General features: G+C 64.6%; 14 protein-coding genes. 13 read left to right on the top strand and 1 reads right to left on the bottom strand.

The window, feature by feature from the left end; genetic code table 11:
- The first annotated feature begins 77 nt into the window (after nucleotides 1–77).
- From AC2YJX_RS15025 to AC2YJX_RS15015, 3 genes are all read left to right on the top strand, one after another.
- On the top strand, nucleotides 78–2,759 hold the full coding sequence (locus AC2YJX_RS15025; RefSeq protein ID WP_487256480.1) for a virulence-associated E family protein: 2,682 nt from the start codon (nucleotides 78–80) through the stop codon (nucleotides 2,757–2,759).
- 419 nt (nucleotides 2,760–3,178) lie between these two features.
- Nucleotides 3,179–3,508 carry a hypothetical protein gene (locus tag AC2YJX_RS15020; protein ID WP_487256479.1) on the top strand — a complete coding sequence of 110 codons (330 nt, stop codon included), beginning with the start codon at nucleotides 3,179–3,181 and terminating at the stop codon, nucleotides 3,506–3,508.
- Nucleotides 3,495–3,917, top strand: a complete 423-nt coding sequence (locus tag AC2YJX_RS15015; RefSeq protein WP_487256478.1) for a hypothetical protein — start codon at nucleotides 3,495–3,497, stop codon at nucleotides 3,915–3,917. The genes AC2YJX_RS15020 and AC2YJX_RS15015 overlap by 14 nt, the downstream gene beginning before the upstream one ends.
- A gap of 140 nt (nucleotides 3,918–4,057) precedes the next feature.
- On the opposite strand, the gene AC2YJX_RS15010 is transcribed toward AC2YJX_RS15015, so the two are convergent.
- Nucleotides 4,058–4,357: a hypothetical protein gene (locus AC2YJX_RS15010; RefSeq protein WP_487256477.1), complete on the bottom strand. Its 300-nt coding sequence runs from the start codon at nucleotides 4,355–4,357 to the stop codon at nucleotides 4,058–4,060.
- A gap of 49 nt (nucleotides 4,358–4,406) precedes the next feature.
- Here AC2YJX_RS15010 and AC2YJX_RS15005 point away from each other — a divergent pair, with 49 nt between their 5' ends.
- The 10 genes from AC2YJX_RS15005 (at nucleotide 4,407) to AC2YJX_RS14960 (ending at nucleotide 13,068) form a co-directional block, all read left to right on the top strand.
- Nucleotides 4,407–4,781 carry an HNH endonuclease gene (locus AC2YJX_RS15005; protein ID WP_487256476.1) on the top strand — a complete coding sequence of 125 codons (375 nt, stop codon included), beginning with the start codon at nucleotides 4,407–4,409 and terminating at the stop codon, nucleotides 4,779–4,781.
- Nucleotides 4,782–4,914: 133 nt separating this feature from the next.
- Entirely contained in the window at nucleotides 4,915–5,487 is a 573-nt protein-coding gene (locus AC2YJX_RS15000) for a P27 family phage terminase small subunit (RefSeq protein WP_487256475.1), read from the top strand.
- Between the two features lie 6 nt (nucleotides 5,488–5,493).
- Nucleotides 5,494–7,206 (top strand): terminase large subunit, encoded by a 1,713-nt coding sequence (locus tag AC2YJX_RS14995; RefSeq protein ID WP_487256474.1) that lies wholly within the window; start codon nucleotides 5,494–5,496, stop codon nucleotides 7,204–7,206.
- Nucleotides 7,203–7,397 carry a hypothetical protein gene (locus tag AC2YJX_RS14990; RefSeq protein ID WP_487256473.1) on the top strand — a complete coding sequence of 65 codons (195 nt, stop codon included), beginning with the start codon at nucleotides 7,203–7,205 and terminating at the stop codon, nucleotides 7,395–7,397. The genes AC2YJX_RS14995 and AC2YJX_RS14990 overlap by 4 nt, the downstream gene beginning before the upstream one ends.
- Nucleotides 7,384–8,874 carry a phage portal protein gene (locus AC2YJX_RS14985; RefSeq protein WP_487256472.1) on the top strand — a complete coding sequence of 497 codons (1,491 nt, stop codon included), beginning with the start codon at nucleotides 7,384–7,386 and terminating at the stop codon, nucleotides 8,872–8,874. Before AC2YJX_RS14990 ends, AC2YJX_RS14985 begins: the two co-directional genes overlap by 14 nt.
- A gap of 2 nt (nucleotides 8,875–8,876) precedes the next feature.
- Nucleotides 8,877–9,803 (top strand): S49 family peptidase, encoded by a 927-nt coding sequence (locus AC2YJX_RS14980; protein WP_487256471.1) that lies wholly within the window; start codon nucleotides 8,877–8,879, stop codon nucleotides 9,801–9,803.
- Between the two features lie 142 nt (nucleotides 9,804–9,945).
- Nucleotides 9,946–11,433: a phage major capsid protein gene (locus AC2YJX_RS14975; protein WP_487256470.1), complete on the top strand. Its 1,488-nt coding sequence runs from the start codon at nucleotides 9,946–9,948 to the stop codon at nucleotides 11,431–11,433.
- A gap of 83 nt (nucleotides 11,434–11,516) precedes the next feature.
- Nucleotides 11,517–11,963, top strand: coding sequence for a hypothetical protein (locus AC2YJX_RS14970; protein WP_487256469.1), 447 nt, complete (start codon nucleotides 11,517–11,519; stop codon nucleotides 11,961–11,963).
- A gap of 7 nt (nucleotides 11,964–11,970) precedes the next feature.
- Nucleotides 11,971–12,420 (top strand): hypothetical protein, encoded by a 450-nt coding sequence (locus tag AC2YJX_RS14965; protein ID WP_487256468.1) that lies wholly within the window; start codon nucleotides 11,971–11,973, stop codon nucleotides 12,418–12,420.
- Nucleotides 12,421–12,486: 66 nt separating this feature from the next.
- Nucleotides 12,487–13,068, top strand: coding sequence for a head-tail connector protein (locus AC2YJX_RS14960; RefSeq protein ID WP_487256467.1), 582 nt, complete (start codon nucleotides 12,487–12,489; stop codon nucleotides 13,066–13,068).
- Nucleotides 13,069–13,070 lie beyond the last annotated feature (2 nt).

Genomic DNA, 13,070 nt, shown 5'->3' with positions numbered 1-13,070 from the left:
CTCATCATGACTTTGCAACAAGATGCCGCCGGTGGTGGAGACGCCGGGTTTTGTAGTGCGTGCCTGGGGGGTGTTGCATGAGCGGCGCGCCCCTTCCTCCTATCCAGTTTGCGGCCTTGGCCGATGCGCTGCTGCAGAGCGTGAGCACGCTGCTGCCACAGTGGCTGCCCGATGGGGAACAGCGTGGGCATGAGTATGTCTGCGGCTCCCTGGCCGGAGGCAAGGGCAGCAGCTGCTCGGTGAATATGACCAATGGCCGCTGGGCAGACTTTGCCAGCGGTGAGCAGGGCGGCGACTTGCTGAGCCTGTATGCGGCCATCAATGGCTTGAGCATGGCAAAGGCTGCTGTGCAGGTGGCGCGCGAGGAGGGCTTGGAGAGTGTGGCCGGGCTGGTGAAAGCGCCAGCCGGTGGCGCTGCACCTGCCCCTAAGCCACCACGGCCCGCGCCAGAACCCAAGCCGGTGAAGGAGTCGGAGAAGTGGGAGACCATCAAGCCCGCACCCGCGCACCATTTGCCGCCCACCTTTGTGCACTATGCAAAGGAGCGCAGCAAGGACCGCATTGACCACACGGCGCGCTACCAGGTGGGTGATGACCTGTATGGGTTTGTGGTGCGCTTCATCGACAGCGCGGGCGACAAGGTAACGATTCCGTATACGTACGCGCGTAGCCTGATGGATGGCACCGAGACCTGGAAGTGGCGGTTTTGGGCGGACCCTCGGCCGCTGTATTTCCCGGGCGGCCATTTGCCCAATGGGCGCACTGTGGTGCTGGTGGAAGGGGAGCGCAAGGCGGATTGCCTGCAGGCGCTACTCGATGCGATTGCGCCCGGCGTGTACTGCGTGGCCAGCTGGCCGGGCGGGTCGAACGCATGGCAAAAGGCTATGTGGGAGTGGCTGGCCGGGTGCACTGTGATCATGTGGCCCGACTGTGATTCTCTGCGCGAGAACCCGCCCCGCAATGAGCTGAAGGCCTGCACCACTGATGAGGAGCGCGAGGCCCTGAAGCTGCGCCAGCCGTACATGGCCTTTGATGCGCAGCCGGGCATGAAGGCGATGCTGGGCATTGGTGCGCTGCTGCGGGATACGCACGGCTGCACGGTGCAGCTGCTGCCCGTGGACAAGCCTGGTGTGAAGCCCTCGGGCTGGGATTGCCGAGATGCCATCGAGACGGACGGCTGGGACGGTGAGCGCGTGCTTGCGTACTTTGGCACGGCCAGGGCTTTGCTGGCCGATGTGTCGGCGCCTGCGCCTGCAGCTGCTGGTGGCGCACCGCCAAAAAATCGCGAACCCTCGGCTAGCGCCAGTCCGGCCCCAGGTGGGGGCGGTGGTGATGATGGCGACGATGACCCGTTCGGCATCCTCTTGGACGATGAGGTGGCACGCCTGCGACTGCGTGGCCGGTGGCTGCTGCGGCCGCGCCGGGGCCTGCTGATAGAGGCTCTGCGCTGTGCACCAGGCCTGGCCGGTTGCGTGGCTTATGACGAGCTGCGGGAGCGGCCGATTGCGGTGAAGGCTTTCCCCTGGCGCGAGGCGCCTGGGCCATTGGTGGATGCCGATGTGCTGCGGCTGGCGAACTTTGTGGAGACCTACTACGGCACGGGCGAGGCCAGCGCGCAGACCTGCGAACAGGCTGTAAACGTGGCGGCTGATGAGAACCGCATTCACCCATTCCGCGACTGGCTGCGGGCCCAGGTCTGGGACAAGAAGCCACGGCTGGAGAAGTGGCTGATTCACGTGCTGGGGATGAAGCCCGCAGAGATGAAACCCAAGCTGCTGCGCTATCTGCAGCTGGTGTCCAAGTTCATTGTGATGGGGCATGTGGCACGGGTGATGACGCCGGGCTGCAAGTTCGACTACTCGGTGGTGCTGGAAGGCAAGGGCGGCATTGGCAAGTCTTCGATGGTGCGCACGCTTGTGGGCAAGGAGTTCTTCTCGGACACTCACTTCGATATCGGCAGCGGCAAGGACGGCATGGAGCAGCTCAGCGGCATCGTGGCCTATGAGCTGTCGGAGATGACGGCCTTCAGGCGTGCCGACAGCGAGGCGGTGAAGGCGTTCTTTTCGAGCGAGACCGACCGCTACCGGGGCGCCTATGGCCGCTATGTGCAGGAGCACCCGCGCCAGTGCGTCATCTGGTGCACCACAAACAAGCGTCAGTACCTCTTCGACATCACGGGCAACCGGCGCTTTTGGCCGGTGCTGGTAGGTGGTCGCACGAATCTGGAGTGGCTGCAGAAGTTCAGGGGGCAGCTCTTTGCCGAGGCGCTTGCTCTGATCGAAGCCGGGGAGCGGTATCACCCCGACCCGGAGGAGGAGCGCGTCTATTTCAAGCCTGAGCAGGACAAGCGGCTGGTAGAGACCAGCGTGCAGGGGCGGCTGTGGTCGCTGTTGACGCGCGAAGGGATCACCAACACCGACGGCAAGGCCACGCAGGGCCTGAGTGTGCTCACGCAGTTCGTGACCATACCGGACCTGGTGCAGGCCTTGGGCGCGGACCCGGGCAAGTCCAGCAACATGCTTGACGGCGCGGTGCGGGACTGGCTGTTTGAAAACGGATGGGAGCCGACCCGAGAAGGGGGCGGCCAGCGCAGGCGAGGCTTCAAGCAGCCAGCTGCGTGGCCTCCGCCATTTGAGCCGGATGAGGAACAGGACGGTGATGGCCTGGCGCAGGGCGCAGGTACGGATGCCGGACCACAAGATGCCACGGGCGCCGCTGCAGCGCCTTGGGCAGGGGACGACGACTATGCACCTCTGTAGGCAGGGATCGGCGCGCACAGCGCCGGAAAAGCCGCAGGTGCTTGAAACGCGCCATGGCGCAACGCTGTCTGGAGGCGCGATTCGCGGCCAGCGTTGCGGTGTGGTGGCGGGGATGTCGTTGCGCGTAGGCGGGTGGCCCATGACATAGCCCTGACCTGTTCAGGCGCCTGGCGCTGGTGCATGCGTGTGCGTGCCGTCCAGCCGTCCAGGGTTTGCCATGGAGTGCGCGGCGGTGGGCCATTGGGCCATTTCACCAGTCGAAGCCGCTGCATTGTCTGAATGAATCGTGAGCGCCCTTGATGTGGGCGCAGGCGGATGGGTGCGCATGTGCTCGTGCCCGCGCGTGCGGACTTCCGCTTATGTGTGTGAGGTCTATAGAAAAGGTGGACGGGTGGACGGCCCGGAAAGGAGCGGCAGTTATGTCAGAGCAGCAAACGCAGGACGGCATGAAGGCGCTGGTGGATCAGCGGCTGCAGGTGATCAAGTCCAGCATGCCCAATGTGAGGCAGTCCATTGAAGACAAGGTGGCGCAGATCGGACCCGAGGCATACGCGCTGGTGCGCCGGGGTTTGCGGGGCGAGCCGGGTTGCTTCTACGCGCTGGAGGCGGGGCATGTGGTGGGCACGCCGTTTGGTCGCAGTGACCCGCGCATGCAGCAGCTGGCGCAGTTCCTGGTTCGGTTCGGTTGTGCATACGTGTGCATTTTCCCGATGACGGACGATGAGGCGCGGACCTATGGCACGGCTTAAGCACATCCAGCGGCGGCTGGAGAACTGGGCCATCTGGTCATCGCGCGGTGCCAGCGGCGGGCGTGGCTTTGCAACGCGGTCGGTGCTGGCCAGTGAGGTGTGGTCTCGTGGGTCATACAACCATGTGGCCATCCCGGTGGAGGATGAGGAGGCGGCGCTGACAGATGAGGCGGTGCGTGTGCTGAAGCTGGGCAAGGGCCATCTGTTCCTGACGCTGGAGTGCATCTACCTCAAAGACCTGGGCATCAGTGCCACTGCGCAGCGTATGCAGCGCGCGCCATCCACCATCAAGGCGCAGCTGGAACAGGCCGACCATGCCATTGCCGCCTGGCTGGAAGCGCGTGCCGAGGAGCACGAGCGCAAGCGGGTTGCAGCCCGTGTATCCGAAGCCAAAGCCAAGGCGCTATAGACGCCAAAAGGAGTTTTACAACATAGACCTTTTGGGTACATTTCAGGCACTGTGTGTGTATTGCGCCTCCACCCGCAATGCATCAAGTGGGAACCCCGGCAAGTGTTGAGCTTGTCGGGGTTTTTCTTTGGTTTCAGGCATCAGCGCTTCTTCCCTAGTGAAGGGAGTCCGCCGTTGACGATATGGACGCCTCTTTTTGTTACGGTGTTTGAAGCCTTCTGCCACTCGCTCAGAGGTTTGGATTCTTTAATGCCGAGTTGCTTCTTCCTCTGCTGCTTGTCGCGGTCTCGCTGCTTGGCAAACTGCGCCAGCTGTTTGCCGGTTTCGGGGTAACGTGTCTGAATTGCGAATAGATCGCGTTTTGCCTGATCGTCACCGCGAATCGCAGCGAGCCAGATGGCAAACAACACTTTTGCGGTGGGGCATTTGAGCGGGCTCATTCAGCATTTATACGCTCTAACTCTGGTTGCTGAGAGCAAACACTGACCAATGCCCATTGCCGCCCCACGCCCCTGCAGTCATCCCGGCTGCGGGGCACTGGTGCGTGACGGCACAAGCCGCTGCCCCAGGCATCCGAAGAAAGCATGGGCCGCACCTGCAAAGGAAACCAAGCGGATCACCGGCCGCAGGCTGCAGGCCATGCGCGCCGATCTGTTCAGGCGCAAGCCGTTGTGCGAGCCATGCCAGGAGGCTGGGCGCGTGACGCTCGCAACCATCCGCGATCACCGCATCCCATTGGCCGAAGGCGGTGCGGATGACCCGACCAATGAGCAATCGATTTGTGATGACTGTCACACGGTGAAGACCAAGGCTGAGTCGGCGCGCGGTGTGCGCCGCGCCTGGGGCAACTACCGCGAGGGCTGACCCCGGCCCCGCGCGGTCGGCCAGGGGGAGGGGGGTGTCCAAACTTCCCAGCCCTCAACCTGGAAACCGACCGGTTCCCCAGATTTTTGCGTGCGCGGGTTTTAGGGGGGTGGGGGGGTAGCCAGGAGGAACTATGGGACAACGAGGACCGGCCGCGAAGCCGACTGAGCTGAAGGTTTTAGAGGGCAACCGGGGAAAGCGGCCGCTGGCACTGAACCTGGACAGCACCTTCCGGCCCGAGGCGGGCATGCCCAGCGTGCCAAAGGATCTGAGCCCGGGCGCGCGCAAGGTGTGGAAGCGGCTCGGCACTGAGCTGCTGCGCTACAACCTGATATCGGTGGTGTACAGCGACCTGTTCGAGGAGCTGTGCGAAACCATCTCGGACGTGAAGGACCTGCGGCACTCGTTCCGGGGCAAACAGAAGCTGCTGCGCGCCAGTAACAAGGATGCATCTGACGCCTTCACCGTACTGACGCCCAACGGCATGCCGCAGCAGCACCCGCTGTACCAGATTCTCAAAAGCGAGCGCCAGATGATGCTGTCGCTCATGGCCAAGTTCGGGCTGAGCCCGGCCGAGCAGGCCAACGTGCAGACCGCCGTGCGCGCGCAGTTGCAGCTGTTCGAGGGCGAAGGCGGGGACAAGCCCAAAGACACCAAGCCAACGGCCGCAGCTGGCGCGCCGAAGGGGTTTGCCGACTTCGATTGATCCACCATGTCCCGACCTCATGCCGAGTATTTCGAGCGCGCACAGGCTTACGCCAAGCGCGTGATCGAAGGGCAAGAGACAGCGGGCAAGTATGAGCGCCTCGCCTGCAAGCGCTTTCTGGGCGACCTGGCGCGGCAGAACACCGAGGGCTTCCCGTACGTCATCGACGTGCGCCTGGGCGGGCGGGCCTGCCAGTTCCAAGAGCTGCTCTGCCACATCAAGGGCGAGTGGGCCAAACCGATCTACGTGGACGGCATGGTCACGTACGCCAAGATCCGGTTGGAGGACTGGCAGATCTTTGCGGAGTTCCAGCTGTTCGGGTGGGTCCATGTCGAGACCGGCATGCGCAGGTTTCGGCGGTCGTACGAAGAGATCGCCCGCAAAAACGCCAAGTCCACCCGCGCTGCAGGCCGGGGCCTGTACCTGGCCTTTGCAGACGATGAACCTGGCGCCCAGGTGTACAGCGCGGCCACCACGGCCGAGCAGGCAAAGGAGGTGTTCGACACCGCCCGCGAGATGGTGCTGCGCGACAGCGAATTCCGTGCACGCTTCGGCGTCACGGTAGGCCGCTACGACATCACCTGCGCCAGCTCGGCCAGCAGCTTCAAGATCATGAACGCCGAAGCGTCCACGCAGGACGGCCTGAACGTGCATGGCGGCATCGTGGATGAAGTGCACGCCCACAAGAAGCGCGACCTGTGGGACGTGATCGAGTCGGCAGACGGTGCCCGCTCGCAGCCGCTGATCAGCGCCATCACCACGGCGGGCAAGGACACCGGCGGCATCGGGTACGAACTGCGCGGCTACACCATCAAGGTGCTGGAAGGCACCCACGTGGATGAGACTTGGTTTGGTGTGATCTACACCATCGACGAAGGCGACGATTGGAAGGACCAGAAGATCTGGCGCAAGGCAAACCCCAACATGGGGATCAGCGCAAAGGTCGAGAAGCTGATCGCCACGTGCACCAAGGCCATCGCCACGCCATCGGCGCGCGGCAACTTCCTCACGAAGCACTTGAACGTGTGGACCAATGCCGGGGTGGCCTGGATGGACATGGAGGCCTGGAACGCCTGCGAAGACACCGACATGCGCGAGGAAGACTTTGCAGACTGCGAAGCCTTCAGCGCGATGGACCTGGCTGAAAAGCACGACTTCGCCGCCAAGGTCAAGGTGATCGAACGGGACGGCATCTATCACGTCTTCACCAGGCTGTACTACAACGAAGTGGCGGCGGCTGAAAGCAAAACCGCGCAGTTGGCGGGGTGGATCGAAGAAGGGTTTGTGCAGGTAAGTCCGGGCAACCAGACCGACTTCGACATGGTGGGAGCCGACCTGCTGCGCGACCGGGAACTGCACGACCTGCGCGAGGCAGCTTTTGACCCTGCACTGGCAGGCTACTTCGCCCGCACGCTGCTGGAAAAAGGCCTGCCCATGGTGGAGATCACCCAGCGGTCCAGCTTCTACACCCAGCCGCTGCTGCAGGTGCAGGCGCTGGTGCTCAGCGGCAGGCTCAAGCATGACGGCAACCCGCTGATGACTTGGATGATGAGCAACCTGGTGGTGCTCACCTCCAAATACAACGAACTGAAGTCGCCCACCAAAGAACGCGAAGAAAACAAGATCGACGGCCCCATGGCCATGTTGATGGCGTTTGGCCGCGCGCTCGCGGGGGTGGAGATCGAAGAAACCATAGACAGCGACTACACCTTCGCATGAACAGCAACATCTTCAACACATGCCTGGCCCTGGGCTGGCTGCTCACGGTCGCCGGTGTGACGGGTCTGCACTCGCTGGCGGCTGGGCTGCTGGCTGGTGGCCTGCTGCTGCTGGTCATCACCATCCTGCTGGCACGCTGGGCCGGGGTCAAGGCGCCTGCGCCCAAGAAGGAAAGCCATGTTTCTGACTAACCTGCAGGCGGCATCGGAAGAGCGCAACCCCAGTGACGACTTCTGGTTTCAGCCGGGCTCTGCACTGGGGCACACCCAGTCCGGCGCCGTGGTGACTGCTGAAACGGCCATGCGCTTGAGCACCGTGTACAAGGTGATCAAGGTCATCAGCGAGACCATCGGCATGTTGCCCATGCACATGTACAAGGCCATGGGGCCGCAGCGGCGCGAACGCATGCGCGCCCACCCGGTGGCCCGATTGCTCAGCTCGCGGCCTAATCAGTGGCAGACGCCAATGCAGTTTCGCCAGATGCTGGAGGCGCACCGTTCACTGCGCGGCAACGGCTATGCGCGCATCTTCTGGGCCGACAACGGCGACCCCGAGATGATCGTGCCGCTCCACCCGGATCGTGTGACGGTCGAGGTGGCGGCCAACGGCCTGCCACGCTACCAGGTGCGCTCGCAGGACGGCACCCGCACCGAGACGCTGCTGCAGGGTGAGGTGTTCCACCTTGTGGGCCTCACGCTGGACGGCTACGTGGGCGTTAACCCCATCCAGGCCGAGCGCGAAGCCATCGGCAGTGCCATCGCCGCACGTGACTACGGCAGCCGGTTCTGGAACAACGACGCCCGCCCGCCGTTCTACATCAAGGTGCCGCAGCCCTTCAAAGACAACGAAGCGCGCAAGAACTTCCGCAGCGAGTGGCAGGTTGCATACGGTGGCTCCAATCGCGGCAGGCCTGCAGTGCTCGACCGTGGCATGGAGATTGCCGAGCTGGGGGTGAACAACAGCGACTCGCAGTGGCTGGACTTCCGAAAATACAGTGAGGTCGATATCTGCGGGCTATGGCGAACGCCGCCGCACAAGATCGGCATCATGGACCGTGCCACCTGGGCCAACGTCGAGCACATGAACATTGAGTTCGTGTCTGATTGCTTGCTGCCCCTGGCCGTGAGCTGGGAACAGACCGTGGCCCGCGACATCCTCGCGGAAGACACGGAAGAGTTCACGGAAATGCTGCTGGAGTTGCTGCTGCGCGGCGACACCAAGACCCGGTACGAAGCCTACGGCAAGGCCATCCAGGACGGCTGGATGACGCGCAACGAAGCCCGTGCCCTGGAAAACCGCAACCCGCTGCCTGGTCTGGACGAACCCCTGCAGCCGCTCAACATGACCACCGCAGGCGCTGCCATGCTGCCCCGGGGCGGCGGCAGCGCTGGCCGAGCCGCTGCGCTGCTGGGTGCAGCTGCTGCCCGCATCGCCCGCAAGGAGGTGGGCATGCTGCAGACAGCCACCAAGCAAGGCCAGCCGCTGGCCGCAGCCTTCGCCGGGCATGACCGCTTCGTGGCCGAGGTGATGGCGGTGCCTCAGGCTGCGGCCGAGGCCTACGTGGCCAGCACGCTGCGCCAGGCCGAACAGCTCAACCTGGCCGTAGGCTTCGATGCCCAGGCCTGGACCGATGCACAAATTGCCGCCTTGCTGCGGCTGGAAGGATGACCATGCTGCTGCTACTCGCAGAGTTTTACGCCACCCCATGGGCGCTGGACCCCACCATCCATGCGCAGATGGAAATGATCCTGGAGCGCTGGGCGCAAGGCAACCGCCTCACGCCCGACCAGATCCAGGCTGCAGTGGGCACCGCCCCCCAGGCAGCCGCGCAGCGCCGGAGCGAAGCCGCCCAGGCCAGCGGCGGCGCTGTGGCCGTGGTGCCGGTGTACGGCGTGCTCACGCACCGTGCCTATGCCGCGCAGTCCATCAGCACCACGCTCACCAGCACCGAAGGCCTGGCAGCGCAGATCCGCGCGGCGGAGGCAAACCCCGAGGTCTCCAGCATCGTGCTCGATGTGAACAGCCCTGGCGGCTCGGTGTTCGGCGTGCAGGAGGTGGGCGACACCATCTACAAGGCGCGCAGCACCAAGCCCGTGATTGCGGTGGTCAACTCCATTGCCGCCAGCGGCGGCTACTGGGTGGCCTCGCAGGCCACCGAGGTGGTGATCACGCCCAGCGGCATGGCGGGCAGCATTGGCGCATTCATGGCGCATGAAGACCGTTCGCAAAAGTACGCGCAAGAGGGCATCAAGCGCACCTATGTTCACGCCGGTGAGTACAAGGTTGAGGGCAACGACAGCGGCCCCTTGGAAGGCGAGGCGCTGGAGTACACCCAGGCCATGGTGGACGGTTTTTACAGCACCTTTGTGCGCGCAGTGGCCCGTGGCCGTGGCGTTAGCGTAGAGACCGCACGCGGTCCTGACTTCGGCCAGGGCCGCATGGTGATGGCAAAGGACGCCGTGACGCGTGGCATGGCCAACCGCATCGCCACGCTTGACCAGGTGATCGCAGAGCAGAGCAAGCCCACCACGCGCCGCAACAGCAACCTGAGCGCATCCACAGCCTCGGCCCGCTTGCAGATCCTGCAGGCAGGCTGACCCCTGCAACCCCGTACGCGGCACGACAGCGCCGCACCGCTGCCCGCCCGATGGCTGGCAGCGCAGGCCGCCGCCTGGCTGCTGTCAAACCCACCCGTTCCGGCCCGCCTTGTGCGGGCTTTGTCATTTTTGAAAGACGCCCATGAAAACCTCTCGCTTCCGTTCCTTGGTGGCATTTGCCGCCGTCGCCGCCATGGCTGTTGCAGCCGCTGGTGCGGCCTGCGCCAGCCCGGCTGATGTGCTGATGGGCTATGCCCTGCTGCAGCCCGATGCACTCAGCACCGGCCACCTGCTGGCCTTCGCTGCCGCTGGCAGCATCAAGCAGCTCAACGCCCTGCTGGCCTCGCGCAAGTCCACTCTGGATGCCATGGCGGTGATTACAGCCGCCGCCGAAGCACGCGACGACGGCATGCTCACCGCCGAGGAACGCACCCAGTTCGACGCCCACGCTGACAAGATCAAGACGCTGGACGGCGATATCGCCCGCGTGCGCGCAAATTTGGAAACCACCCGCACTGGCACCTCTGTCGAGATGCCTGACGGTCGCATTGTGGTCGAAGACAACCGCGCTGCAGATCCGCGCGGCGGCTTCCGCAGCTTTGGTGAATTCGCCGCAGCTGTGCACGCTGCGGGTGTCGCGGCGGCCAACGGCCACCAGGTGCGCGATGACCGTCTGGTCTTCAACGCTGCGGCGCCCGGCGGCAATTACGCCAATGAATCGGCAGGCTCCGACGGTGGCTTCCTGGTGCCGGTTGATTTCAGCCGCACCATCTTCCAGGCCAGCCAGACGCAAGTGGATTCACTGCTGCCCTACACCGACAGCACCCCGGTAGAGGGGAATGGCATGGCCTTCCCAGTGGACGAAACCACGCCCTGGGGGACCAGTGGCATCAAGGCTTACTGGACGAGTGAAGCTACCGAGATGGCCAAGAGCAAGCCGTCCTTTGACCCGATGCAGCTGCGCCTGCAGAAGCTGACCTGCTTGGTTCCTGTGACGGATGAGCTGCTGGCCGACAGCGGCGCCATCGGCTCCTACCTCAACACGCAAACGCCCCAGGCCATGGCATGGCGCACCAACGAAGCGTTGTGGGGTGGAGACGGCGCCGGTAAGCCGCGTGGCTTCTTCGGCAGCGGGGCCATGATTTCTGTGCCGAAAGAATCTGGCCAGGCCGCCGCCTCCATCGTCCGGAAGAACGTTACCAACATGCGCGCGCGCATGTCGCCAGCCAGCTACCGCCGCGCCATCTGGATGATCAACAACGATGCGCTGCCGCAGCTCGATGAGCTGGCGTACGGCCAGGCCACCACCAACGCCGCCATCTACAACCCGGTGGGCGGTGAGTTTGGCTACGGCACGCTGCTTGGCCGTCCCGTCATGGTGACCCAGCACAACCCCACTGTGGGCGCGCAGGGTGACATCGCCTTGGTGGACTGGAAGAGCTACCGCACCATCACCAAGTCGGGCGGTATCGAGACGGCCACCAGCATGCACTTGTGGTTTGACCTGGGCATGACGGCCTTCCGCGCGGTGTTCCGCGTGGCAGGACAGCCGGCTGTCACCAAGCCCATCGCGCCCAACAACGGCAGCAACACGCTGTCGCCGTTCGTGGTGCTGGACCTGCGCGCCTAACGCTCGCTGGCTCACGCAGTCTTGCAGGCCGCCCCGTTGGCGGCCTGCACCTCGTTTTGATCCTCATCTGACAGGAAACCATCATGCAACTCAATGCCAAGCTGCGGGAATTGCTCCCGCTCGTGGGCGTGCTGTCCCCGGCCGCCACCGTCAACGTCGAGCGCTTCTCCACCGTGGTGGATATGGGCGCGCACATCCAGGCCGTGGCCGTGGTAACACTGGGCGACATGGCCGCCGAGACAATCGACGCCAAGCTGTACGCCTGTGACTCGGACGGCAACAACGCCGTGGCGCTCACGGCCAACAGCGCCACCCAGCTGACCGCCCACGCCAGCAACAACGACAACAAGCAGATCGTGCTGAATGTGCGCTCTGATGACTTGCTGGCCAGCGGCAAGCGCTATGTCAAGTTGGGCGTGGTCACTGGTGGCGCTTCGGGCGGGCCGGTGGGCGCCGTCATCCTGGCGCAGCCGCGCATGGGCAGCGCCGCCTCGGTGGACCTGGCCAGCGTAGTGCAGCTGGTGGGCTGATCGCACCATGGCGACCACCCCACCCAAGCTGCTGCGCGCCCTGGTGGACTACTACCAGGGCGGTGCCAAGGTGTACGCCGCAGGCAACCTGTACCCCGAATCCGACGCGCTGCTGCTCATGAAGGCACGCGGCGAAGCCGAGGTTCCCAAGGCAACCCCAGAGTCCAAGGCGACCAAGGCTGCGCGCGAAGCCCAGGAAGCTGCGGACAAGGCAGCGCGGGAAGCCCAGGAAAGGGCTGCGCGCGAAGCCCAGGAAGCTGCGGACAAGGCAGCGCGGGAAGCCCAGGAAAGGGCAGAGCGCGAAGCCCAGGAGGCTGCGGACAAAGCGGCGCGCGAGGCCCAAGAACAGGCCGAGCGTGAGGCCGCAGAAGCTGCTGAAAAAGCCCTGGCAGAGCAGGGCGCTGCCGGTAACGCCTCGGGCCCGGGCACAGGCCCCGCAGACACCACGAAGCCCTGATCTCCCTTCGCCTTGCGCCTGCCACCCTCACGGGTGGGCGGGCGCAAGCCAAAGGCGGAACACACCATGCCCACCATCAAAATCACTGACGCTACGGTTGAGCCGCTCACTCTGGCCGAGGCCAAGGCGCACCTGCGCGAGACGCAGACCGAGACGCACAACGACCTGTTGATCTCCGGCCTGATCACGGTGGCGCGCCAGGCTGCGGAGGATCGGCTGCAGCGCACGCTGCTTACCACCACCTGGCAGCGCACGCTGGACCGCTTCCCGGCCTGCGGTGGCCATGTGGAGCTGTACATGCCGCGCGTGATCGCCGTGACCCAAGTGAAGTATGTGGCACCCGATGGCGCGAACCCCACGCTGGACCCTGCGGCCTATGAGCTGGAGCCCACGGCCGAGCCTGGCCTGCTACTGCCCGCCCATGGCACCAGCTGGCCCGCCACCCGTGTGCGGCCCGGTGCGGTGCAGATCCAGTACACGGCGGGCTACGGCGCCACCGCCGACAAGATCCCCCAGCCCATCGTGCAGTGGATCAAGCTGGCCCTCACCGACCTCTACGAAAACCGCGGCCGCAGTGCCGAGCGGCCCGCGCTGCCGCAGGACTTTGCGGACGGCCTGCTGGATACTTACAAGATCTGGAGCGTGTAGCC

This window comes from Acidovorax sp. SRI_002 (assembly GCF_057586455.1).
This window is presented reverse-complemented; position numbering and strand designations above follow the sequence as displayed.